Genomic DNA, 26,194 nt, shown 5'->3' on the forward strand with positions numbered 1-26,194 from the left:
AAACGAATAAGAAAATCAAAAAAATAATTCAAAGTCAACTTGAACAGTGGATCGCTGGCCTTCCTAATTATATCAAGGCTTATTTGCCGATATCACTCTGCGAAAGTTGAGTTATTAGATAAAGAAATAAAGACGAAAGCGATTAATACACATGAGGAATAAGAAATCATAGGTTAGAAAGGATTTTTTCCCGAGAATAGGAACGAGAATGGAAAATAACTAAATAGAAGATCTGTAAGAGCGAATAATTATCAAAAGTGGTTTTCATTCCCTCAGTGAACTGTGAAGAGACTCGGCGCTCTCCCCATGCAAAGCGAGCGGTCATACCAGAAATAGTGTATTTTAGCTGCGCGTAATAGCAACTTCAGGAACATTATTTTCAAAAAAAGCCAAACAATTATACGAAGGTTTCGTGTAATTGTTTGGCTATAACTTGGGCTGGAGTACCTACGCCCCAGCCTCTTCTCATTTCCTAAAAATTCATATTATCTGCTACCTTTAATATAAGGTACACCAGAAGCTTTCGGTGCATCTGCGCGACCAATAAAGCCAGTTAACGCAATAATCGTTAATACGTATGGTGCAATTAATAGATATACACTTGGAATGCTTTCTAAGAATGGTAAGCTGCTTCCAACAATACTTAAGCTCTGAGCAAAGCCAAAGAAAATCGCTGCACCCATTGCACCCAGTGGATTCCATTTTCCGAAAATAAGGGCAGCAAGTGCCATGAACCCTTGTCCACTAATTGTAGCGTGTGTAAAATCATTCGTAATAGACTGGGCAAATACCCCACCGCCAACTCCGCCAAAAGCACCTGACAGAATAACTGCGATATAGCGCATTTTTATTACGTTAATTCCCATCGTATCTGCTGCCATAGGATGTTCCCCAACAGAACGTAAACGCAAACCAAACGGCGTTTTATACATCACATACCATGCAATAATTGCAACTATAATTGCTAAGTAAGAAGTCCAATACGTGTTAGAGAAAAATAAATCACCTATCACAGGGATATCCTTTAATATCGGAATATCAATTTTTTTAAAGCTATAACGAATGGTACCTGTTTGTCCTTTTCCATCATAAATTAATTTCACTAAAAACATTGCTAGTCCAGCAGCAAGCAAGTTAATCGCTACACCAGAAACGGTTTGATCGGCACGAAATGTGATACTTGCCACGGCATGTAGCACAGAGAAAATCGCACCAACAACCATTGCAACAAGCAATGAAATCCAAGGTGTCCAATCACCAAGACTATCTGCAAAAGTTAAGTTAAACACAATGGAAGAGAAAGCCCCCATAACCATTAAACCTTCTAATCCAATATTTACAACTCCAGCTCGTTCGGAAAAGTTACCGCCGAGTGCAGTAAATATTAGTGGAGCAGCAAACAATAGCGAAGAGGGTATGACAATTAATAAAACATCCATTAATCCCATTTACTTCTCCCCCTTTTTACTTTTATTTTTACTTAATCTGTCCAGGAATAAGCGAATCATGTAGCTTGAAGCAACAAAGAATACAATTAAAGCAATGATGATATCCACCATCTCATTTGGAACACCCGCTTCAAGTGGCATATTTAATGCTCCTACTTTTAAGAAACCGAATAAGCAAGCAGCTAGCAAGATTCCCACAGGGCCATTTGCTCCAAGCAAGGCAACGGCAATTCCATCAAATCCTACACCTGTAAATCCACCTTTATTACTTACATATTCAAAGGTTCCTAAACCTTCCATCGCTCCTGCAAGACCTGCAAAAGCACCAGAGATAACCATGGATAGAATAATGTTGCGATTTACGTTCATTCCAGCATACTGAGATGCATTTTGGTTAAAACCAACCGATTTTAACTCATATCCTTTTACCGTCTTTTCTAAAATAACCCACATTAGAATCACACAGCCGATGGCGATTAAAATTCCCCAATGAAGGCGAGAATAGTCGGTAATGCTAGCTAAAAAATCAGAGCGCAAGCTAGCAGATGGTGGAATCGTTTCTGTACGGTCTGCCTTATCTGTTAGGACATTTCGAATTAAATAATTGGATACATGTAACGCAACATAGTTCATCATAATACTTACGATAACTTCATGAACTCTAAATCTTGCCTTTAAGAATCCTGGCACAAATGCCCAAAGGGCTCCAGCAACTGCGGCCGCTAATACAGCAAGTGGCAAGTGAATGATTTTTGGTAAATCAAAAGCAATCCCTACCCAAACTGCAGCAAGCCAGCCAACGATTAATTGTCCTTCTACCCCAATATTAAATAGTCCGGTACGAAAAGCGAAGGCAACTGCAAGACCTGCAAGAATCAATGGTGTAATTTGACGAACAACTTCTCCAGTGAAATAGATTTCGCCAAATGCACCATTCCATAGCGCAGTATATGCGTCTACAGGATTGTATCCTGTTGCAAGCATTATAATTGTACCAACAATAACCCCTAATAATACGGAAATAATCGGAATGCTAATTTTCTTTATTGTATTAGACATTATTTCTCCACACCCACTTTTTTAGCTTTCGATCCTGCCATTAATAGCCCTAATTCTTGTTCTGTTGTTGTTTTTGGATCCACAGTTGCAATGATTTTCCCGTCGAAAATAACTGCGATTCGATCACTCACATTTAAAATTTCATCTAATTCGAAAGAAATTAACAAGACTGCCTTTCCTTTATCTCGTTGTTCAATTAAACGTTTATGGATAAATTCAATCGCACCAACATCCAGTCCTCTCGTTGGCTGAGCTGCTATAAGCAAATCAGGATCACGATCTACTTCTCTACCAATTATCGCTTTTTGCTGATTTCCGCCAGAAAGAGCTCTTGCAGGTGTGTGAATACTTGGTGTTCTCACATCAAATTCTTCAATTAATTCACTTGCTTTTTTCTCCATTTCTGTTTGATTCAAGAAGCCATAATTAGAAAATGGTCTTTTATAATACGTTTGCAATGCCATATTTTGGCCAATCGAAAAATCAAGTACTAAACCATGTTTATGTCTATCTTGCGGGATATGGCCAATGCCACTTTCCGTTATTTTACGTGGTGTTAGGACACTAATATCCTTACCGTTAAGGGTGATGCTGCCATTATTTTTTTTCATTAAACCAGTAATTGCCTCAATCAATTCAGACTGACCATTTCCGTCTACTCCAGCAATTCCGACAATCTCCCCTGCTTTTACATCTAGGTTGAGAGAATTCACTACATGAACACCACGATTGTCTTTCACCGTTAAATCAGAAATTTTTAATACCGTATCTTTCGGATTTGGGGCTTTCTTTTCTGTTTTAAAGGAAACTTCACGACCAACCATTAAATTTGCAAGCTCATTTGGGTTTGTATCTTTAACATTATATGTGCCGATACCTTCCCCTTTTCTGATAACGGTCACTCGGTCACAAACTTCCATAATTTCTTTTAATTTATGAGTAATTAAGATAATGGACTTTCCTTCTTCAATTAACTTGCGGAAAATGCCAATTAATTCTGTAATTTCCTGTGGTGTTAAAACAGCTGTCGGTTCATCAAAAATTAAAATTTCTGCACCGCGATATAAAGTTTTTAAAATCTCTACTCTTTGTTGCATCCCTACAGAAATATTGGCAACTTTTGCTTTCGGATCTACCGCTAGGCCATATCGCTCAGAGATTTCCTGCACTTCTTTTTCTGCTTTTTTTAGATCGATTTTTCCTTTGCTAACTGTTTCTTTTCCTAAAATAATGTTTTCCGTTACTGTAAAGGTATCAATCAACATAAAATGCTGATGGACCATTCCAATTCCTAAATCATTAGCAATATTCGGATTTGAAATATTAACGACTTTCCCACGCGCACGAATTTCGCCTTTTTCTGGTTGATATAACCCAAAAAGTACGTTCATAAGCGTAGATTTTCCTGCACCATTTTCCCCTAAAAGCGCGTGAATCTCACCTTTTTTAACTTGAAGGGTGATATTGTTGTTTGCAACAATACCAGGGAATTCTTTTCGAATATTTAACATCTCGATTACATATTCCATCTAATCCACTCCTTCTTACTTGCCTTACAAATTATAAAGCTAAAAAATACGTATGATGTCAAAGAAATAATGTTCTAAAACCATCCACAAAGAAATTATGTAATTTTATACCACGATAATTTCATCCTATAAAATTTTTAATAAAGACTAGAATAATACTTCTACTCTTTAGTTAAAATTCTATTTTTTGTCGTAAAAAAGGAATAAGTGTTTGCAATGCAAACCACTTATTCCTGGAAAATTAGCATATGCTATTTACTCAACAGTATCAGGAACAGTGTACTCACCGTTTTTAATTTTTGCAGTCCATTCTTCAACAGCTGCATCGATTTCTGCTTTGTTTTCTACTTCTTCATTGATTGCTGCAAGTCCAACACCATCTTCTTTTAAGCCGTAAACAGTAGTTTCGCCACCAGGGAAATTACCTTCTTTTGCTTTTGTAGAGATATCTTGTACTGCAGTTGAAACACCTTTTAATGCTGAAGTTAACACAATGTTATGATCCCCAACAGCACCTTCAGCTGATTGATCAGAGTCAACTCCGATTGCCCAGATGTATTTTTCAGGATCTTTTTCTTTTAAATCACGTGCTTCAGAGAATAATCCAGCACCAGTACCACCTGAAGCATGGAATACTACATCTGCACCAGAAGAGTACATTTTACTTGCAATTGTTTTACCAATTTCAGGTTTATCAAAAGCACCAGCATATTGTACATCTACTTCAATATCAGGGTCTACTGCTTTAACTCCATCAACAAATCCAGCTTCGAAGCGACCGATAACTTCTCCTTCAACCCCACCGATAAAACCGATTTTCTTCGACTCTGTAGCATGGGCAGCTGCTACACCAGCTAAGAAAGCAGCTTCTTGCTCTTTAAATGTAATACTTGCTACATTTGGTTGATCTACTACAGCGTCAACGATTGCAAAATGAGCATCTGTTTGTTGTTGAGCAATTTCTGAAATTGCACCTTCCATCATAAATCCAATACCAAATACTAAATCATTACCTTGGCGAGTTAAGCTATTTAAATTAGTAGCATAATCTGCATCTGACTGTGATTGTAGGTAATCAATACCATTACCTTTTGAAAGACCATTGTCTTCACCAAACGCTTGTAAACCTTCCCAAGCAGATTGGTTGAATGATTTATCATCAACTCCACCGACATCTGTTACCATTGCAACTTGAAATGAGTCTTTCTCTTTATCATCCTCTGCTGCATTGTCGTTACCTTTGTCATTACTTCCACAAGCACTTAATACAGTACCAGCAGCTAATACTAAAGATAGTGCTAAGCCAAATTTACGCTTCTTCAAAGCTTGTACCCCCTAGATTTTTTGTAATTTAAAGAACGTTTGTGATTAGTTTGTCCAGCCTTTACGAATAAATTCGTTTTCTTAATACTTGAAAGCTAAACTTATCTGATCGAAAGTAATTTACTGAATAAAGAATCGGTTCATCCTTCTCATCATAGTGCATCTGCTTTAGAACAAGCAGAGCAGTTTCGGGCTCACATTGCAGAATGGGAGATATTTTCTCGTGATATCCAATTGGTTCGATTTGTGCAACAGCGTATGTAATATGTCTTTGACTATCCGATTCCAAGAATTGAAAGATCGATTCTTGATCGTATGAAAAACGTTCAGGTAAGATTTTCTGTGGCAATTTATCAATACAATAAACAACCGGTTCGCCATTAGCTGTTCGAACTCTTTCAATAACGAGTAGTTCTTCCTCTTGCACAGTAGAGAAGCGTGTCGTATCTTCTTCAGTGGCAAACATCGTGTTTGAACTTAGAAATATGGTGCCTGGATTCATTCCTGCCTGCTTAATCATATTCGTGACACTATTCAATTGTTCGATGCCAGAATTAAACAATGGTTTACTGTTAACAAAAGTGCCAACGCCATGTCTTCTGACAATCACATTTTCTTCTTCTAATGTACGTAATGCCTCTCTTAAAGTGGCACGACTTACACCTAGAGTCTTTGCAAGCTCGAATTCTGAGGGGAATTTTTCTTTTTCTTTGAATATTCCCTTCTGAATATCTTTCTTTAGACGATCAACCACTTGCAAATATAAATGTCTCGTATCCGATTTAATTAGCATATGATGTTCCTCCAAACATTTCTAAGACATCAGACCTCTGATGTTCAATCATTCCTACTAATCGAAAATACTATAACACTTTTTGACTAATAAATAAATAGACTTTTAAGAATTTCGTCGAAAAAAAACAGAAATGAGGGATTGTTCGGAAATCAATCGGTTTCATTTGTATATTCCTGTAAAAATTCCAGGCATTTCTACTCTTTTTCTTCCGCCACTCGAAGGATTGTTCCGAATATACGATAAAAAGAGAACCTGAAATAGGCTATACTATTTCAGGTTCTCTTCTTAAATATGATTATTTTCTATCTAATTTAAACAAAAATTTTCATACTAAAACTGCTAGGATTTTATTTAATCCATACTAATTTAGCTTGTTCTTTACTGGATGTTCATTTCTTCCGACCCCTTTGGAATAAGGACGTTTCTCGGTTTACTACCTTCATATGGTCCTACTACTCCGCGAGCTTCCATCTCATCAATTAATCTTGCCGCTCTTGTATAGCCGATACGGAATCTTCTTTGTAGCATACTGACAGAAGCTGTTTGCATTTCAACGATTAATTCCACCGCATCATTATACAATTCATCTTCAACTGCCCCTGTAACTTCGACAATTTCATCAGGAATCATTTCTTCTTGATATTGTGCTTTCTGCTGTCCAATTACAAAGTCAACTACTTCCTCTACTTCCTCATCTGATAGGAAAGCACCTTGCACCCTAACCGGTTTACTAGCCCCATAAGGGAAAAATAACATATCTCCCCTTCCTAATAGCTTTTCTGCTCCACCCATATCTAAAATCGTGCGTGAGTCTGTTTGAGAGGATACGGCGAACGCAATTCGAGATGGTATATTCGCTTTGATAACACCTGTGATGACATCAACAGAAGGACGTTGTGTTGCAATAATAAGATGGATACCCGCTGCACGAGCCATCTGAGCAAGTCTCGTAATGGCATCTTCTACATCAGACGATGCTACCATCATTAAGTCAGCAAGCTCGTCCACAATCACAACAATAAATGGAAGAAGTGGCTGCTTTTCCTGTTCTTCTGCATTAATGCGTTTTATATATTCATTATAGCCTTCAATATTTCTTGTGCCCGTATGGGAAAATAAATCATATCTTCTTTCCATCTCACTTACTACCTTCATCAATGCTTGCGATGCTTTTTTCGGATTTGTCACAACAGGTGCAAGCAAATGAGGCACCCCATTATACACATTCAATTCCACCATTTTTGGGTCAATCATCATCAATTTTACTTCATGAGGCTTTGCTCTCATTAAAATGCTTGTAATGATTCCATTAATGCAGACTGATTTTCCGCTTCCCGTTGCTCCGGCAACAAGTAAATGAGGCATCTTATTTAATTCTGCACATACTGCTTCACCTGTTATATCCCGTCCAAATGCAATCATCAGCTTGGAATCTGGCTTATCATTTTTACTAGATTCCAACACTTCTCTAAGGGAAACGACAGCAACTTCTGAATTTGGCACTTCTATCCCGATTGCTGATTTCCCAGGAATCGGCGCTTCAATCCGAATATCCTTTGCTGCTAATGCTAATGCTAAATCATCACTTAAATTGACAATTTTACTTACTTTTACCCCTTCACTTGGATGAACTTCATACTTTGTTACAGCAGGACCTAAATGAACCTCTGTCACTCTTGCTTTTACACCAAAACTATGAAAGGTTCTTTCTAGTTTAGCAGCATTTGCATGGATTTGTTCATATTCCCCACTCTGATCTGCTTTTCTTGGTAGCTTCAATAGTTTTAATGGAGGAAGCTTATAATCTTTATTTTCTAGTTCTGTAAATGTTATTGGAACAACAACATCCTCTTCATCCAGCGGTTCTTCCGTCTTTGAAACAGGCTCTTCCTGAATGATTTCATCTTGATATGCTCTCTCTGCAAATGTGTTGATAATTGGCTCTTGTATGTAGGGCTCTTCTTCTTGCGGAGTATTCACGATAATCTGCGGACTCGTATTTTCCTCCTGCTGATTGCTTTCTTTCTTTGCTTGTTTATCCGCTTGGCGTTTTTCCTTATTTTTTTGCATGGATTCTTTCCAATCTTTCAAATCCTGCACAAACGCCGACCATTGATCCTGAATAAAATTCCAAATACCTGATAATACCTTTTTAAAGGCACCACTTAAAGTTTTGCCTGTCAATAAGATAAAGCCAATCACAATCACAATAAAGCTGATGATTTGTGTACCTACTGTATCAAATAAATAATGGAATAGGGCAAATAAAACGGCTCCTATCATTCCACCACCAAGATCAATATTCGTAGCTTGTTTATCTACTTCCATCCAAAATAATTCCCATGTGTTATAAATTACACTTGGATTCGTAAAAGCTCCTTGACTGGCCAACAGTTTAAATAATGTCACATGGCTTAATAACAAAATAGCTGCAACAATTAAATAGATGCCATTCAATTTAGTATGAAACATATATGGTTTTTCTCGTTTCCACATTAAATAACCACCGTATACGATTAGTCCAATCAGACAAAGCATATACCACTCTCCGAAGAAGAAACGGAAAAAGGATACCATTGTTGCACCAACTGCACCAAGCTGTAGAATGGAGATAAAACTCAACGCCATAATGACAAGTGCTGCAAGTTCATATTGTATTGTTAATTTTAGCGCTTGTTTTTGTCTTTTTTTTCTTCTCTTCCTTTTCGCCATTTTATATCACCTAATATAATCATTTGTAATAAAGAAGCAGCCTTTAGGCTGCTTCTTTATTGATTACTATATTATACCATAGTTTAGAAAAAACAGATTATATGTTTGGAATTTTTGTTCCGGGCTGCATGCCTATATGGAGAAAATGACTAGGGTCAGTGCTAAGCACTCTCACCACTTCTAATTCATTTGCTTCATTTTTTGCTACTAATATAGGTATTCCATTATAATTTATAACTTGTTGCTTTTCATATATGTCTTGACTCATTGGAAAAATCAATTCTTCTGGCATCATTGTATACATAATCATTGAATAATCCCTTCTGTCTGTTCTTTATTTGCATCAATTAACTCATTGAGCTTTTTCATTGCATTTCCTACCCCACCAACATCATCTATAAGCCCCGAAGTAACAGCATCTATCCCAATTACATTTGTTCCAATATCTCTTGTTAAATTACCTTTTGCAAACATAAGATCTTTGAAATCTTCTTCGGTTATTTTGGAATGTTTTGTAACAAAATTAACGACTCTTTCTTGCATTTTATCTAAGTACTCAAATGTTTGAGGCACTCCAATAACGAGCCCTGTTAATCGTATTGGATGTATGGTCATCGTTGCAGTTTCTGCAATATAAGAATAATCACAGGATACAGCGATTGGTACACCGATAGAATGTCCTCCACCTAAGACAAGAGAAACAGTTGGTTTAGAAAGAGATGCAAGCATTTCGGAAATAGCTAACCCAGCTTCTACATCTCCTCCAACTGTATTTAAAATAACCAGTACCCCTTCGATTTTCGGGTTCTGTTCAATTGCAACAATTTGCGGAATTAAATGCTCATATTTCGTCGTTTTATTTTGAGGTGGTAATTGTAAGTGTCCTTCAATTTGACCAACAATCGTTAAACAATGTATTTTGGAATCCTGAGAAAGCTGTGGGACATTGGTTTGACCCAACTGTTGGATTTTTTCCATTAAACCACCTGTTGGTTTATCCTCTTTCGGCTGTTCTTCAGGCTGATTATTATTATTTACGGAAACCATGATGTTCTCCCTTCCTAAAACCATAATAATATTAGTATGAAGCGAGAGACACTATTTCATGCGGTTGAAATCAAAAGACAAATCGGGTTTATAGTAATGATGGAAGGAACAGCATTATAAAAGGGGTTATTTGAATCAATAGACGGGGAGCATTGCTATGGATGTATTTTTATAGGGAGGGCTTGGAATAGTGGAGGGGTTTTAGCTATTATGAGCACTGCCTTTTTCTGGATGTCTCGATATTATGTGGTTAGATTTTCTTGATGAACACCATTTTATCTCACCTCTCACCACATAATGGTTTTCATCTGCCTTTTGAACACCTCTTTTTCTTTCTTCTCTCCATATTAAAGCGTTCATCTCTTTATCTGTTTACTAAGCCATTCCTCCATTACAAAAAAACAGCCCCCTAACAAAGGAGGCTGTAACTTTTATTTTCTAACTGGTTTTACTTCCATAATAATCGGCAGAATCATTGGTCTGCGTCTTGTTTTTTCATATAGGAATTGGTTTAATGTGTCTCTTATATCTTGCTTTATACCAGTCCAGTCAAAACTGTCCTTGCTGATGCTTTTTTCGACAATATCTCTTACTCGGTCAGACGCTTCTTCAAGTAATTTCTCTGATTCGCGAACATATACAAATCCTCTTGTAATAATTTCTGGACCAGCAGAAATCTTTCTCTCTATCTTATTTAAGGTTACGACAACTGTTAAGATACCATCCTGTGACAATAGCTTACGATCTCTTAGGACAATATTGCCGACATCGCCAACACCACTGCCATCAATTAATACATTGCCTGCTGGAATCTTTCCACCCACTCGAAGTGTATCTTCTTTGTATTCAAGAACCTCTCCTTGTTCAGGAAGATAAATATTTTGAGGAGCAACCCCACATTCGACCGCAATTTTTTCATGGGCTTTTAATAAACGATATTCACCATGGATTGGCAAGAAAAATTTCGGCTTCATCATATTAATCATGAATTTTAATTCTTCTTGGCTGCCGTGATTGGAGCTATTAAATGTTTTATAGCCTGCAAGAAGTGTTGCACCAGCTCTATATAGTTTATCAATTGTTTTTCCGACAAACACTTCACTGCCTAAGAAAGAAGATGCTGCAAATAACACGGTATCCCCTTGCATAATGCTCACTTGCTTATGATTTTTTCTCACCATTTTTTGTAGGGCTTCAATTGGCTCCCCTTTTGTTCCAGTTGTGATAATGACCATTTGATCCTGTGCATACTCTTGAAGCTCATTGTAGGTAACGATTGTTTCCTCATCTACTACTAAATACTGGTTCTTTATCGCAATCTGCAATACTCTTTGTAAATTTTTTCCGATAATGGCAACTTTGCGATTCGTTTTCTCTGCAGCGTCAATGATATGCTGAATTCGATTTAAGTCTGTTGCAAAACACGCTGCAATGACTCGGCCGTTAGTTTGTAAAAAGGCGTCAATTAAGCTTTGCGTTACGACAAAGTCTGTAGTTGAATAGCCTGGTTTATCTGCATTTGTACTATCAGATAATAATGCTAAAACGCCTTCTTCTCCAATTTTTGCCATCTCGCCATACTCGGGCTTATATAAATCACTTGCTGTCTGGTCAAATTTGAAATCTCCTGTATGTACGATTGCACCTTCTGATGTATGAATAACGATACCAATACTATCTGGGATACTATGATTCGTCTTAAAGAAGGACACTTTTGATGAAGCAAACGTAAGAACTGATTTAGAGGTAATAATTTCAAATTGTGCTTGTCCTTTGAAATCCTGCTCTTTCATCTTTTCCTTTGTTAGTTCAGCTGTTAAAAGAGTCGTAAAAACGGGCACGTCCAAATCTCTTAATATATAAGATAAACCTCCTATATGGTCTTCATGTGCATGGGTTAAGAAAATCCCTTTTACTCTGTCTTTGTTTTGCTTTAAATACGATATATCCGGAATAACGATATCAATCCCCAGCATTTCATTTTGTGGATACATTAATCCAGCATCAATTACAAATATGTCTTCATCCACTTCGACTACAAACATATTTTTTCCGTTCTCGCCCACTCCACCGAGTGCAACGAGCTTTATTTTTTCATTCTTCATAAATTTTTGTTTCCTCCTATGTTGAGTTAAGCCGACCATTGATCAGTTATGCTTATTATACTTGATGTTTAAAAATGTTTACAACCAATTTTATGAAATCTTCTTTTTTAAAAATGTTTTTTTCAGAAAATAAAGCATTTCCATTATTGGATTTTTCCTTATTTTATCGGCTTTTCCATAGTAATAATCATTTTTTAACGCTTATTTGACTTAAATTTAAAAATAGAAATAACGATTACAACAAAGAAACAGGCTAAACATGCCATGATGCTAATTCGATTTGCTTCATCAAACAAGAAACTGATACTAATAATAGCTAAACAAATAACCGTAATTATAGGTATGTACGGATATCCCCAAATTTTAAAGCTTGGTTCAAACGGATAAGATTTTCGAAGCTTTACTTGGGCTAAACAAATAGTAATCCAAACAATCGAAACGACAAAACCTGGGAATGCCATAAGCAAAGCGAATACTTCCTCTTGCTTTACTAACGCAATCATGGAGCCAGCAATTAAAATAATAGCTGTAAGCATTAAACTATATAAAGGAACTCCATTTTTATTTACCTTGCTGAACGCCTTTGGTCCTTGTCCTTCTAACGCAAGAGAATACATCATTCTTGTACAACCATATATACCCGAATTCGCCGCAGATAACACCGCAATAATCAAGACAAAGTTCATAATATGAGCTGCGCCAGATAATCCTGAAATAGTCAGCACTTGTACAAATGGACTAGAAGCATCATTTAGCTTATTCCAAGGAATAAGACCACATATAATTAATATTGGTAGTGTGTAAAATAATATGATTCGTAAGATAAAGCTTTTAATTACTTTCGGTAGTATTTTCTCTGCATCTTTTGCTTCTGTTACGGTAACCCCAATAAGTTCAGAGCCACCATAGGAAAACATAACAATTAATAATGCTGAAAAGACAGGCATCCAGCCATTTGGGAAAAACCCACCGTTTTCTGTGTAATTTTGCAAATAATTGGTTTCGCCAGATGGAATAATACCGAATAAAACAGCTGCTCCTAGAATAATAAAGAGAATAATCATCCCAATTTTAATTCCTGCAAACCAAAACTCAAATTCACCATAATTTTTCACATTCATTGTATTTACAGCGATTAAAATAATGGAACAAATAATGCTTAATATCCAAAGTGGTACGTCTGGTAACCAAAATTGTAAAAAGCTTCCGGCTACAACAACCTCAATCACGCATACAGCAAGCCATAAAATGCAATACATCCAGCCAATGATGAATGCCATTCGATCGCCAAAAGCTTTTCCGATAAAGCCTTTCATATTTGTATTTGGATAAATAATCGCCATTTCCGCAATGCTTCCCATTACTACGAGTAATAATAGCCCTGCAAATATGTATGTAAAGATAACGCCTGGGCCAGCAATCGATACGGTTTCGCCGCTTCCTTTAAATATTCCAGTACCAATAGCTCCTCCCATTGCCATTAAACTGATATGTCTTGGCAATAAATTTTTCTGTAACTTATTATTCGTCATACTTTCTCCTCCGTACTTCTTCCATTTACTTGCAATTAAGATTTTTCCATAAATCGAACATTTACTATGTATCCAATCATAATCAATTACTGGATTAGAAACAAGTTCTTCTTATTATGGAATCAAACAAAAAAGTCAGAAGAGCTAGTTATCTCACGGTGGAACGAACCAATTTTAGCATTGGTACATTCTTAGTAATAAGAGATAGCTGAACTCTTCTGACTAGTAACATTCTTTTAACCTTGCAAAACAAGCTGTTTTATCATGTTAATCCTAATTGCGGATAAAGACTAACACCTTATAAAAATTCTGCTAGTTCTTTGCGTTCTTCCTCTGTTAAAGGAACTAATGGTAATCGAACAGAACCAACATCAAATCCTTTTAATTGAAGCGCCGTTTTTACAGGCACAGGGTTAGGTGCTTTAAATAAGGCTAACATAAGCGGAAGTAATTTCTGATGCATTTTTGAAGCTTCCTCTATATTCCCAGCTAAGAAAGAATTCACCATTTCTTTCATTTCTTTGCCGATAATATGGGACGCAACAGAGATTATTCCTGTTCCCCCTACAGATAATAACGGTAATGTTAAACCGTCATCGCCACTGTAAACGTAAAAATCATCTGGGGTTGACGCAATAATTTTCGTGATGTTATTTAAATTTCCGCTAGCTTCTTTTACTGCTACTATATTTTCAATTTCAGACAATCGAATAATAGTATCTGGTTCAATATTAACAACAGAACGACCTGGAATATTATATATCATAACGGGTAGTTTTGTAGATTCTGCAACTGCTTTAATATGCTGAAACAATCCCTCTTGGTTTGGCTTGTTATAGTATGGTCCAACTACCATAACAGCGTCCACACCTGCAAGTTCAGCTTGTTTCGTCAATTCGATGGACTCATATGTGTTATAACTACCTGTTCCTGCAACAATTGGAACTCTCTTTTCCACTACCTTTACCACATGTTTAAATAACGCAATCTTCTCTTGTTTGGATAATGTGGGTGATTCTCCAGTTGTACCAGCTACTACTAAAGAATCCGTTCCGTTTTCAATTAAATGATTAATCAACTGTGTTGTTTTTGGAAAATCTATATGTCCCTTGGCATCAAATGGTGTAATCATGGCCGTTGACACCCTACCAAATAAACCCATCGTTCCACTCCTATTCTCATCTCGATCTTGTCGTATCTATATCTATTCTATTCTTTTTCTAGCTCAAACGCATCATGTAGTACATTCACCGCGTTTACTAAATCATCCTGCTTCACAAGGACCCATATCGTTGCATGGCTATCAGCTGATTGTAGGATTCGAATTCCTTTATTTGATAGTGCCGTCACAATTTTAAATGTAACACCTGGTACACCGGCCATTCCAGCACCAACTACTGAAACTTTCGCACACTCTCTTTCCATAACAGGTTCGTAGCCCATATTTTCAAGAACAGCTATTGCTTTATTGGTCATTTCATTTGTTACGGTATAGACAACACTGTTTGGTGATATGTTGATAAAGTCGACACTTATTTCTTCATTTGCCATTGCTTTAAATACTTGTGCCTGCAAATCATACTGATCTTTTTTTGCAAATACTTTAATCTGTGTTACATTCGCTACATGCGCAATACCAGTAACAGGTCTTTCTTTAATGTCGCTACCTCTGTTCTCTGCATTACTAGATGTAACGAGGGTACCAGTACCTTTTGAATACGTAGAACGAATTCGAATTGGCACCTTTGCCTGCATCGCAATTTCCACTGCTCGCGGATGTATTACTTTTGCCCCTTGGTATGCCATATTACATACCTCTGAATACGTGACCACTGATAATGGTCGAGCATTTTCAGCAATTCTTGGATCAGCTGTCATAATTCCTTCTACGTCTGTGAATATATCAATATATTCTGCGTTTAGGGCAGATCCTAAAGCGGCTGCTGAAGTATCACTTCCGCCTCTTCCTAATGTTGTCGTATCTCCATTTAGTGCTGCTCCTTGAAAGCCAGCTACCACGACTACATCATGGTTTTCCAATTCTTGTAGAATACGGCTGCAGTCCATTTCCATTATTCTTGCATTCGTAAAATCATTATTCGTTTTAAATCCAGCTTGAGCACCTGTCAAAGCTGTAGCTGAAATCTGATTTTCTAGCAATAGCTGTGTGAACACAACACTTGAAATAATTTCGCCGCATGACATTAGCAAATCATTTTCTCTTCTGCTGATACTTGTTTCTGCTCCGCCAACTAATGATAATAGTGTGTCCGTTGCATATGGTTCTCCTTTACGGCCCATTGCTGAAACAACTACAACCACTTTATACCCTTCACTTAATGCATCTTTAATATGATCTTTTGCTTGAATTCGGCTTTTTTCATCTCTTACGGATGTTCCACCAAATTTTTGAACCATTATTTTCACAGTAAACACCTCTGAACACTTTCTAAATGAGTGTAAATATAAGGGTGCCTTTTTCTAGAACAATTGGAGGATTCTCAAAATCCTTAACTCTATAGATTAGATTCACCTCAGACATCATATTACTAGGAGGATCCCTTGTTGTTTGACTCTAGTTAAGCTTTGAGCCATTTAATTGTAGTATTCGTTAAAAAAAGGATCTCTTTCTTCTAAAAATACTCATTTGTTAAGAAAGACAAGATTTTGGAAACGATGCGTATATTGCTGTGTCCAAACTTGTACTTCCTGTATGTAGAAAAATTAGAACTCTACTTACAGGCATTTTCCTGCATTCTAATCCTTTTTAAGTCTTGCCTTTCTTAATTTACTTATACAAGTCCTAATTTAATTAGGCTTTCTGCGATTTGAACAGAGTTCCATGCGGCACCCTTTAATAAGTTATCTGATACTACCCACATATGAAATCCGTTCTTCACGTCTAAATCTTGACGAATACGTCCGACAAAAACATCATTGCTCCCTACACAATCTGCAGGCATTGGATAGATTTGATTATTCGGATCATCTTGTAGCACAATGCCAGGAGAAACTTGTAATAACTCTTTTATTTCTGAAGCTGTTACTTGGTCATTGTCTAATTCAAAATAAATAGATTCAGAATGACCTGTTGCAACTGGTATACGTACACATGTTGCCGCAACTTTTAAGTCCTCTGCATGCATGATTTTCTTTGTTTCGTTAATCATTTTCATTTCTTCATAAGTAAATCCATTTTCAGTGAACACATCAATTTGCGGAACCGCATTAAAAGCAATTTGATAATGTTTCTTATCACTTTTAACTGGAAGAATTTTTGGCTCAAATGCTTCGTTGTTAAGAATCGCTTGCGTTTGGCTATTTAATTCCTCTACTGCTGCTGCTCCTGATCCAGACACAGCTTGATATGTCGACACTAATACTTTAGATAGTCCATATTTTTCTTTCAATGGTTGTAGAGCTACGACCATTTGAATAGTAGAACAGTTCGGATTTGCAATAATTCCGTTATGGTTGCGAAGATCTTCTTCATTTACTTCTGGTACTACTAATGGCACATCTTTGTCCATACGGAATGCACTTGTATTATCAACAACAATTGCTCCATGTCTTACCGCATGTGGTGCTAGCTCCTTTGAAACCCCGCCACCTGCACTAAATAGCGCAATATCGATTCCTTTAAAGCTTTCTGGAGTTGCTTCTTGTACAACTATTTCCTTATCTTTATAAAGAACTTTTGTCCCTGCTGAACGTTTTGAAGACAAAAGTGTTAATGTTGAAATAGGAAAATCTCTGCTTTCTAATGTTTTGATCATTTGCTGACCAACAGCCCCTGTTGCTCCAACTACTGCTACGTTATATCCTTTTAATTGATCCATTAATGGTTCTCCTTCCAAAGGCTTTCTCTAATAATAATAGGCTAGCGTCATGCACCGCCTTAAATAATATTATCTATTTTAACATATTCAAGCAGCAATAAAAGAAACTTTTATCAGATTCTTTCAAAAAACACCGATTGGCGCTAAAGAGCTCCAATTGGATTACAAAAAGCGCCTTGTTTTATCGGTGATTATAAAAAAACACTCGTTAATCTAAATATTTCTCTACAATTACTGGCTGAATCTGTTTATATTCTAATGCTGCTTCAATTGTTTCTGCAAGCATAGACATTCTTGCTACCATGGAATTTGGTTTTTTTTCTGGATCATCCTGACCAAATGGGATAAAGAAAATATTCTTTGTTGCCATCAAGCGCATAAGATTCATGCCGTTTAATCCTAATGCATCATTTGTTGATATTCCTAACACAACTGGTTTTTGATTTCTTAATGTAGCTTTAGCTGCCATTAGTACTGCATTGTCTGTCATAGCATTAGCAAATTTGCTCATGCTATTTCCTGTTAATGGAGCGATTACCATACAATCGAGTGGTGCTTTCGGTCCAAGAGGCTCTGCTGCTACGATGCTATCGATTATTGGCTGCCCAGTTATTTCTTCTACTTTGCTAACCCAATCCTTCCCCTTGCCGAAACGAGTATCTGTATTTTTAACATTTCCTGTGACAACTGGTACTACTTCTGCGCCAAGTGATACTAATTTCTCTACCTGTGGTACTACTTCTGCATATGTGCAGTGGGATCCTGAAATTCCAAATCCTATTCTTTTTCCTTGTAAACTACTCATGCTTATTTCTCCTTTCCTTGTTGCGGTTGATCAGCAAGTAATTGAGCTAAGACATCTGCGAGTATATTCCCTGCTGTTTTCGGGGCTACAATTCCTGGTAAACTTGGTGCAAGTAATGCCTTAACCCCTCTTTTTTCTGCATATTGAAAATCCGTTCCACCTGGTTTAGATGCCAAATCGAGCACCAAAGTGTGTAGAGGCATTTTTTCAATGACATCAGAAGTTACGACAAGATGGGGAATCGTATTGATACATATATCGATCTCTTCCACCGCGATTTGTAAATCATCTAAATGTACAGGGCTTAATCCCATTTCTATAATGCGTGCAATATGTTCACTTTGATTAGCTGCAACCTTTACTTTCGCACCTAATGCGTGGAAAGTTCGAGCAACACTCATTCCTACACGTCCTAGCCCTAGCACGATTACTTTAGAACCATGAATCGTTGTATCTGTATGTTGGATTGCCATCATAATCGTACCTTCTACTGTTGGAATGGAATTTAATATTGCTACATCATCTCGATCAAATAATTGAACGAGTTTTCGGTTTGTTTCTTTAATTAGCAAATTTAAATATTCATTCGTTATTCCTGAATATACGGTGCAATGCTCTGGGGTTTTTTCTAGTATTTCTTTTGTTAAAAAAACCTTTTCGTTCGAAAAGATTGTATCAACTTGCCCATTTAAATCGGTACCTTTAACGGGTAAGATAATAGCATCTATTTTCGAAAAATCTACGTTATCGATTTTTTCTTTTGTAGCTCCGGTGAATGCATGGTCTAACTGCTCGAACCCAATTAATGAAAGGATTGCCTCTTGTTCGGTTAACTTGCGAACAATTTCTAGCTGCCTTGCATCACCGCCGGTAACCGCGATTTTCATCCCTTTCAGCATGAATATTTCACCTTCTTTTTTTTAAAGATCCTGTTTTCATAGCTCGCTACTTCAACATCTTATGTGATTACATATTATTAGGTGAGTTGTTTCGAGGAATTCCTCAAAAAGAAGGATTTCTTCTTTATTTAGAACAACTAACTAAGAAGGGAAAGCTTCGTAACCTTCCTGTCCTAGTTTCTAATCGAACTAGCTCGAGCGTCCGCTACTTAAAAGCCTTTTTTACTTCAAAATTTCTCATCTAATTCGATTTATGCATCCCTTTATCTTTCTGTTCTTCATTACCTTCATAAAATAAGTTACCCACGGGAAGTTGTAAAAGCGGATAGAATGGAGGACAAAACGAAACAATGCCATCATTTCGTTGTAGAAAGCAATCTACTAGTTCAAAGGTAGGGGCACAAAAAAACTAGGAATTCAGAAATAAATTCTGTTTCCTAGTTTTTATTTTATATATGTAGTGCCATTTATTGAAGTGGTTTTGGCAGTTGTCCGTCTGGGCTGATTAAAGACACAGAGAATGTGTCAGTGAAAATATCTTTTGCCATTTGATCGACATCCGCTTTCGTAACTCGGTCTATATCAGCAATAATATCATCCAAGGAACGATGTTTACCTAATAATAATTCGTTTTTGCCATTTCTGCTCATTCGGCTATTTGTACTCTCTAAACTTAGCATTAAGCTACCTTTCAATTGCTCCTTACTATTTAGAAGCTCCTTTTCAGTAATTCCTTCTTTTTTCAAGGTAGCAAGCGTACTTTGAATCGTATCAAATAGTTCATCTAGCTGTTTTGCTCCTGTACCGCCATATATTGTTACAATCCCGCTATCTTGGTATGCAGAATGATAAGAGAAAACCGAGTAAGCTAAGCCTTTTTGCTCACGAACATCTTGGAACAGTCTACTGCTCATACTACCACCGAGAATATTGTTTAAGGAAACAAGTGTATACATTTTCTCATCGCCCACTTGTAATCCATTAAAGCCTAGGCATAGATGGGCTTGCTCTGTTTCCTTTTTTCGAGAAAAATTATTGGCATGGAAAGAAGGTTTCACAATTTCTATTTCTGATTTACCCGCTTCATATGTTCCAAAATACTTCTCTACCTGGGAAATAAATGTATCTGTAATATTTCCAGCAATCGAAATAACTGTATTATCTGGTGTATAATGATTAAACATATATTCTCTTAACGTATCTCCATTAAAGGTAGCAAGCGTCTCTTCTGTACCTAAAATTGGATAGCCTAATGGATGTTTATCATAGATTGCCTGACTTAATAAATCATGGACAATATCATCTGGTGTATCATCATACATCTTAATCTCTTCATATACAACATTTTTCTCTTTCTTTAACTCTTCTTCATCAAAAGTTGAGTTAAAATACATGTCTGCTAACACTTCTAATGCCATATCAGCATGTGTATCCAACACCTTTGCATAATAGCAAGTATATTCCTTTGAAGTAAAAGCATTTACTTGACCACCAATACTGTCAAATGATTCTGCTATTTCTCTTGCACTACGTGTTTTTGTTCCTTTAAAAAACATATGCTCTAAAAAATGGGATACACCATTATTTTTTTCATCCTCTTTCCGTGATCCTGTTCCTATCCATACGCCAATAGCTACAGAGCGAACGGTTGGAATGTTTTCCAATACTATTCTTACTCCATTTTGGCAAGTATATCTTTTGATCAATTATGTTCCTCCTGTTCTTCTACCAAGTTGTTAAATATAGCTGCGACTGCTAGTATATCTTATTCCTCTTATTTTTTCCAAAACATTGTTTGATTATAATCATAACATAGGAAGGTTTAAAAGATGAATAACGTTTCATTCCCGTATGAAGAGAAGATAAGTATGTTATTTTTACTTTTCGTATGCTCCCTGTTGATTTCCGCTTTACTGGCGCCGCTCCCATTTCCTTCATTCCCGAAGAAACTATTCCTTACACATCCATTAATTCAAGCCTTCATAAAAATAAAGCAACAGCATTTAAAATACATTTCATCTTATAGAATACTATAAGATGGATGGAACTACTATTTTTTTGTATTATAGCTTTCCCGCTCCTCACTAAGCATGTCACTAACCGTATCAATTTTATACCCTTTATTCTCAATTTCAATAATTAATCGCTCGAGACTATTTGTCGTTACTTCTGTAGGGTGCATGAGGATAAGTGCCCCATTATGGATTTTTGCAAGAACTCGATTAAGCAATGTATCTGGGCTTGGTTTTTGCCAATCGATTGTATCTACAGACCATATTACTGTTTTCAACTTCTGCTGATCTGCAATCTTTACTACTTCATTATTAAAATATCCGCTTGGTGGTGCTAACAACGTGACTTGCTCTCCTGTTGTTGCTTCTATCACATCATTTGTTTTAACTATTTCCTCATGAATTTTGCTGCTACTAATTTTACTCATATCAGGATGTGTATAGGAATGATTTCCGATTTCATGCCCAGCTTCTGCAATCATTTTTGCAAGATCTGGGTTTTTTTGAACCCATCTACCCTCTAAGAAAAAACTAGCCTTCACATGATGTTTTTTCAAGGTAGCTAAAATATCAGGCAAAAATTCATTGCCCCATGCTACATTTATAATAAAACTAACTGTCTCTTTGTCTGGATTTCCTTTATAAATAGGAGCAGGCGGCAAATCAGCTAAAGTAATTTCTGGTTTCACTTGTTGGAAAACTAATTTTTGTTCATTGAATTTCTTCTCTTTTTTCATATTTTTATATGATGCATCTATATCGACCTTTAGCCCGTTTAATCCAGGAATTGCTTTCCATACTGGATCTAACTTTGCATCTATTGGTGCTTTTTCAAACTCTTTTGCTTTTTCACTAATAGTTGTGTATAAGGAACCATTTGCTGTTACGGTTACTGATTTTTCTTGCAAGGTGCTAACATATGTATCTGCTAAAGGATTATTAACTAAAAACCAAGAGACAACAACAATCCCTACTAGTGAAACTATTTTCTTCATCACCTTTCCCCCCTAGTTATTACAATATGATAATCAAGGACAAGGTAGAACGCAGAAATATGGACATTGCTTATCCTTATTTTTTATTTTGGTTCAAGATGAATCATTTCATTCCACAAAAAAAGATGACTTGATAAAATATCTGTTAAACCATTAACAGCTTTTATCAAAGTCATCTTTTTCTTTTTGTTATTTAGTTAGTTTTTAGCATTCTCAGCTTGTTCTTTTTGTTCTTTTAAAACCGCTTTGCGTGATAAGTTAACTCTTCCTTGTTTATCAATTTCTGTTACTTTCACAAGGATTTCATCACCGATTGCTACGACGTCTTCTACTTTGCCAATTCTTTCTTCAGCAAGCTCAGAAATATGAACAAGGCCGTCTTTTCCGTTAAAGATTTCAACGAATGCACCGAATTTCTCGATTCGTTTTACTTTGCCAAGATACATTTGTCCGACAACTACTTCACGAACAATATCTTCAATAATTTGTTTTGCTTTGTTATTCATTTCATCATCAATAGAAGAAATGAATACTGTACCATCTTGCTCGATATCAATTTTAACTCCAGTTTCTTCAATGATTTTATTGATTTGTTTACCACTTGGTCCAATTACATCGCGAATTTTGTCTGGGTTAATAGACATCATTAAGATTTTTGGCGCATAAGAAGATAAAGATTCTCTAGGAGTATTGATTGTTGCCATCATGGATTCTAAAATTTGCATACGACCAATTTTTGCTTGCTGTAATGCCTCTTCTAAAATTTCACGAGATAGTCCATCAATTTTAATATCCATTTGAAGTGCTGTAACCCCTTTAGAAGTACCAGCAACTTTAAAGTCCATATCTCCTAAATGATCTTCCATTCCTTGTATGTCTGTTAAAATACTGTAGTGTTCACCAGATTTAATCAGACCCATTGCAATACCTGCAACTGGTGCTTTAATTGGCACCCCAGCATCCATCATAGCAAGCGTACTTGCACAAATACTAGCTTGTGAAGTAGAACCATTGGATTCTAATACTTCTGATACAAGTCGAATAGTATATGGGAAGTCTTTTTCAGAAGGAATGATCGGTTCTAAGGCTCTTTCCCCTAGTGCGCCATGGCCGATTTCTCTTCGTCCAGGTCCACGCATTGGTCCTGTTTCACCAACACTGAAGTTAGGGAAATTATAGTGATGCATAAACCGTTTTTCTTCTTCTACTCCAAGACCGTCCAAGATTTGTACGTCTCCTAGAGCACCTAATGTACAAATGCTTAATGCTTGCGTTTGTCCACGAGTGAACAGACCAGAACCATGTGTTCTTGGTAATAAATGAACTTCTGAAGATAGTGGGCGGATTTCTTCTAATCCACGTCCGTCTGGGCGAACTTTATCTTCCGTAATTAAACGGCGAACTTCATTTTTCACTAATTTATCTAAAATTGCTTTCACTTGCTTTAATTCTTCTTCTTCTGTTTCTTCTGCTTCATACTTTGCAATAACAGAATCTTTTACCACTTTAATAGCTGCTTCACGAGCATGCTTTTCTTGTACTCGAATGGCTTCTAGCATTTCGTTTTCACATAATGCGCGCACATCTGCTTCGATGTCTTTATCCAATTCGTATAGAACAACTTCCGTTTTCTCTTTGCCAATCTCTTCAGCAATTTTTTCTTGGAAAGCAATTAGACGTTTAATTTCATCATGACCAAACATAATTGCTTCAAGCATTACTTCTTCTGGCACTTCATCTGCACCAGCCTCAACCATGTTGATTGCATCCTTTGTACCTGCAACAGCAAGATTAATATCACTTTTCTCTGCTTGTTCTACTGTAGGATTGATTACAAATTCGCCATCGATTCTTCCAACATATACACCAGCGATTGGACCGCCAAATGGTATGTCAGAAACAGATAATGCGAGTGATGACCCAAACATTGCTGCCATTTCAGATGTACAATCTTGATCCACACTCATAACCATGCTGACTACTTGCACTTCATTACGGAAGCCATCAGCAAATAATGGTCGAATCGGTCTGTCGATTAAACGGCTTGCAAGAATCGCTCTTTCGCTTGGACGTCCTTCTCTTTTTATAAAGCCACCTGGGATTTTACCAACTGCATATAGGCGTTCTTCATAGTTTACTGTTAATGGAAAGAAGTCTAAGTTTTTCGGTTCTTTTGAAGCAGTCGCTGTGCTTAATACAGCAGTATCACCATATCGTACAAGTACTGCGCCATTTGCTTGTTTTGCTAATTGTCCAATTTCGACTGTAAGCTTTCTTCCAGCCCAGTCAATGGAATAGACATGCTTATCTTGTCCCATTCATAAACCCCTCTCTACTCATTCACTTCATGGAGGTTTCCGGTTAAATACTACCTAAAACCTACTATTTTATAAAATAAAGAATACTACCTTTAAATTTTCTCTTCTACTAGTATACACATTTTATGTAACTAAAAAACGAAATTAATTTATGTAATCTATAGAAACCATATGTTAGATTCGCATTTATTTACAATAAAAAAGCGGGAAAAATATCCCGCTTTTTTAACTATCTACGTAGACCAAGTTTGTTAATTAAAACACGGTAACGTTGAACGTCTTTATTACGTAGGTAAGTTAAAAGATTACGACGTCTACCTACCATTTTCAAAAGACCACGACGTGAGTGATGATCCTTTTTATGTGTACGTAAATGTTCATTTAAGTTATTGATTGACTCAGTAAGGACAGCGATTTGAACTTCTGGAGATCCAGTATCGTTCTCATGCGTTTTGTACTCATTGATAAGTTCGTTTTTACGTTCTTGAGTGATTGCCATCCTGTTTCACCTCCTATTTCTATTACACTAATCCCCATTTACCGAGCAAAACGTTGGTGATTCGATTTGCCAAGCAAAGGTTGTTTTTAGTACGTATTTAAGAATACCTGTTTTCTTGTGAAAAATCAAGACATAACCTTTTATTTTTTAAAATAAGCAAAGAACACAAAAGAGAGTCTGGCCAAACATCGATTCTAATAGAAACAAATAAAAGTTTCCTTACTATTACTTGTTTCTTTCTATTTACCTGTTGGAATATATTTAACCAGTATTTCCAAATCTATTTAGAATATTCCGTATTACTTTCATTTTTTTCTTATTGTGCGTTATCATAAAAATATTGTAATGCCGTTTGCTTGTCTTTTTCTATTTGGGCTACTAGTTCATCGATTCCATTGAATTTTTGTTCACTTCTGATTCGTTTATGCCATTCTACTGTTACGGAATGTCCATAGATGTCTTGATGGAAATCGAAAATATGGACTTCAATGCTGGCTGTTTTCTCTTCTGGAGTGAAGGTTGGTTTTGTGCCTAAATTACATACCCCTTCATACCACTTTCCATTTACTAATAATCGGACCGCATATACACCAAGTGGTGGCAAAATAACATCACTTGCTTGCTTTACGTTTGCTGTAGGAAAACCGATTGTTCTTCCCCGCTTATCGCCATGAATGACAGTGCCTTTTATCGTATAATATCTGCCTAATAGGGAAGGAACTTTTTCCATATCTCCATTATTAATAAGGGAACGAATCAATGTGGAACTTACTTTCTCTCCCCCAATGGTTTCTTTTCCAATAATGGTTGTTTCATATTTACCTCGTGAATGTTCCGAAAGTGTTCCAGCCGTTCCTTGAGCTTTCTTGCCATAAGTATAATCAAAACCTGCTACAACATGCTTCACATTTAAGTCAATTAAATACGTATCTACGAATTCTTGCGGTGGCAAACTAGCAAATTCAATAGTGAAATCAACAATGAATAAATAATCAATTCCTAATTTTGCTAATTCTTCCACTTTGGATTCAAAAGAGGTTAAATACTCTACTTTTTTCGTTTTTCCACCTAGCACGATAGAAGGATGGGGATCGAACGTCATAACAGCACTGCTCCATCCATTTTGATCTGCTATATTTTTTGCTTCTCCGATTACTTTTTGGTGACCAAGATGTACACCATCAAAAGAACCTAACGCAATGGAAATTGGCGGATAATCTTGCTCTTTATTTCGTTCTGAATGATTGATTCTAACTATTTTCACTACGCTACTCAC

At 36.5% G+C, this 26,194-nt stretch carries 20 protein-coding genes; all 20 read right to left on the minus strand.

What is annotated here, in order from left to right:
- Positions 1 to 485: 485 nt before the first annotated feature.
- Complete coding sequence (locus ACTQ5K_RS06875; RefSeq protein ID WP_251627942.1) at positions 486 to 1,448, minus strand: ABC transporter permease; 963 nt, start codon at positions 1,446 to 1,448, stop codon at positions 486 to 488.
- Positions 1,449 to 2,507 (minus strand): ABC transporter permease, encoded by a 1,059-nt coding sequence (locus tag ACTQ5K_RS06880; RefSeq protein WP_441993797.1) that lies wholly within the window; start codon positions 2,505 to 2,507, stop codon positions 1,449 to 1,451.
- The gene (locus ACTQ5K_RS06885) at positions 2,507 to 4,036 is read right to left on the minus strand and encodes an ABC transporter ATP-binding protein (protein ID WP_441993798.1); all 1,530 of its coding nucleotides are present in this window, start codon (positions 4,034 to 4,036) and stop codon (positions 2,507 to 2,509) included. Before ACTQ5K_RS06885 ends, ACTQ5K_RS06880 begins: the two co-directional genes overlap by 1 nt.
- 255 nt (positions 4,037 to 4,291) lie before the next feature.
- Positions 4,292 to 5,359 carry a BMP family lipoprotein gene (locus tag ACTQ5K_RS06890; protein WP_031534593.1) on the minus strand — a complete coding sequence of 356 codons (1,068 nt, stop codon included), beginning with the start codon at positions 5,357 to 5,359 and terminating at the stop codon, positions 4,292 to 4,294.
- A 61-nt stretch (positions 5,360 to 5,420) separates the two neighbouring features.
- Positions 5,421 to 6,152: a GntR family transcriptional regulator gene (locus tag ACTQ5K_RS06895; RefSeq protein WP_031534591.1), complete on the minus strand. Its 732-nt coding sequence runs from the start codon at positions 6,150 to 6,152 to the stop codon at positions 5,421 to 5,423.
- 381 nt (positions 6,153 to 6,533) lie between these two features.
- Positions 6,534 to 8,867 (minus strand): DNA translocase FtsK, encoded by a 2,334-nt coding sequence (locus ACTQ5K_RS06900; protein WP_441993799.1) that lies wholly within the window; start codon positions 8,865 to 8,867, stop codon positions 6,534 to 6,536.
- A 97-nt stretch (positions 8,868 to 8,964) separates the two neighbouring features.
- A complete protein-coding gene (locus ACTQ5K_RS06905) occupies positions 8,965 to 9,177 on the minus strand; it encodes a YlzJ-like family protein (RefSeq protein ID WP_031534588.1) in 213 nt (70 codons plus the stop codon).
- Positions 9,174 to 9,914, minus strand: a complete 741-nt coding sequence (locus ACTQ5K_RS06910) for a ClpP family protease (protein ID WP_441993800.1) — start codon at positions 9,912 to 9,914, stop codon at positions 9,174 to 9,176. Before ACTQ5K_RS06910 ends, ACTQ5K_RS06905 begins: the two co-directional genes overlap by 4 nt.
- Positions 9,915 to 10,345: 431 nt before the next feature.
- Complete coding sequence (locus ACTQ5K_RS06915) at positions 10,346 to 12,019, minus strand: ribonuclease J (RefSeq protein WP_235247676.1); 1,674 nt, start codon at positions 12,017 to 12,019, stop codon at positions 10,346 to 10,348.
- Between the two features lie 194 nt (positions 12,020 to 12,213).
- Complete coding sequence (locus ACTQ5K_RS06920; RefSeq protein ID WP_235247677.1) at positions 12,214 to 13,551, minus strand: amino acid permease; 1,338 nt, start codon at positions 13,549 to 13,551, stop codon at positions 12,214 to 12,216.
- Positions 13,552 to 13,849: 298 nt separating this feature from the next.
- Positions 13,850 to 14,713, minus strand: coding sequence for a 4-hydroxy-tetrahydrodipicolinate synthase (gene dapA, locus ACTQ5K_RS06925; RefSeq protein WP_031534581.1), 864 nt, complete (start codon positions 14,711 to 14,713; stop codon positions 13,850 to 13,852).
- A gap of 47 nt (positions 14,714 to 14,760) precedes the next feature.
- The gene (dapG, locus tag ACTQ5K_RS06930; RefSeq protein WP_031534580.1) at positions 14,761 to 15,978 is read right to left on the minus strand and encodes an aspartate kinase; all 1,218 of its coding nucleotides are present in this window, start codon (positions 15,976 to 15,978) and stop codon (positions 14,761 to 14,763) included.
- A 365-nt stretch (positions 15,979 to 16,343) separates the two neighbouring features.
- Positions 16,344 to 17,390 carry an aspartate-semialdehyde dehydrogenase gene (gene asd, locus ACTQ5K_RS06935; RefSeq protein ID WP_031534579.1) on the minus strand — a complete coding sequence of 349 codons (1,047 nt, stop codon included), beginning with the start codon at positions 17,388 to 17,390 and terminating at the stop codon, positions 16,344 to 16,346.
- Between the two features lie 208 nt (positions 17,391 to 17,598).
- The gene (gene dpaB, locus ACTQ5K_RS06940; RefSeq protein WP_031534577.1) at positions 17,599 to 18,195 is read right to left on the minus strand and encodes a dipicolinate synthase subunit B; all 597 of its coding nucleotides are present in this window, start codon (positions 18,193 to 18,195) and stop codon (positions 17,599 to 17,601) included.
- Between the two features lie 2 nt (positions 18,196 to 18,197).
- Entirely contained in the window at positions 18,198 to 19,094 is an 897-nt protein-coding gene (gene dpaA / locus ACTQ5K_RS06945; protein ID WP_235247678.1) for a dipicolinic acid synthetase subunit A, read from the minus strand.
- A 467-nt stretch (positions 19,095 to 19,561) separates the two neighbouring features.
- The gene (locus ACTQ5K_RS06950) at positions 19,562 to 20,800 is read right to left on the minus strand and encodes a M16 family metallopeptidase (protein ID WP_031534573.1); all 1,239 of its coding nucleotides are present in this window, start codon (positions 20,798 to 20,800) and stop codon (positions 19,562 to 19,564) included.
- A 344-nt stretch (positions 20,801 to 21,144) separates the two neighbouring features.
- Entirely contained in the window at positions 21,145 to 22,101 is a 957-nt protein-coding gene (locus ACTQ5K_RS06955) for a polysaccharide deacetylase family protein (RefSeq protein ID WP_031534572.1), read from the minus strand.
- Positions 22,102 to 22,298: 197 nt separating this feature from the next.
- Positions 22,299 to 24,419, minus strand: a complete 2,121-nt coding sequence (pnp, locus tag ACTQ5K_RS06960) for a polyribonucleotide nucleotidyltransferase (RefSeq protein WP_235247679.1) — start codon at positions 24,417 to 24,419, stop codon at positions 22,299 to 22,301.
- 229 nt (positions 24,420 to 24,648) lie between these two features.
- Entirely contained in the window at positions 24,649 to 24,918 is a 270-nt protein-coding gene (gene rpsO / locus ACTQ5K_RS06965; protein WP_016201171.1) for a 30S ribosomal protein S15, read from the minus strand.
- Between the two features lie 316 nt (positions 24,919 to 25,234).
- On the minus strand, positions 25,235 to 26,182 hold the full coding sequence (gene ribF / locus ACTQ5K_RS06970) for a bifunctional riboflavin kinase/FAD synthetase (RefSeq protein WP_031534569.1): 948 nt from the start codon (positions 26,180 to 26,182) through the stop codon (positions 25,235 to 25,237).
- Positions 26,183 to 26,194 lie beyond the last annotated feature (12 nt).

Source organism: Niallia sp. Sow4_A1 (assembly GCF_052116745.1).
In the GTDB taxonomy this organism is placed as follows: Bacteria; Bacillota; Bacilli; order Bacillales; family Cytobacillaceae; genus Niallia; species Niallia hominis.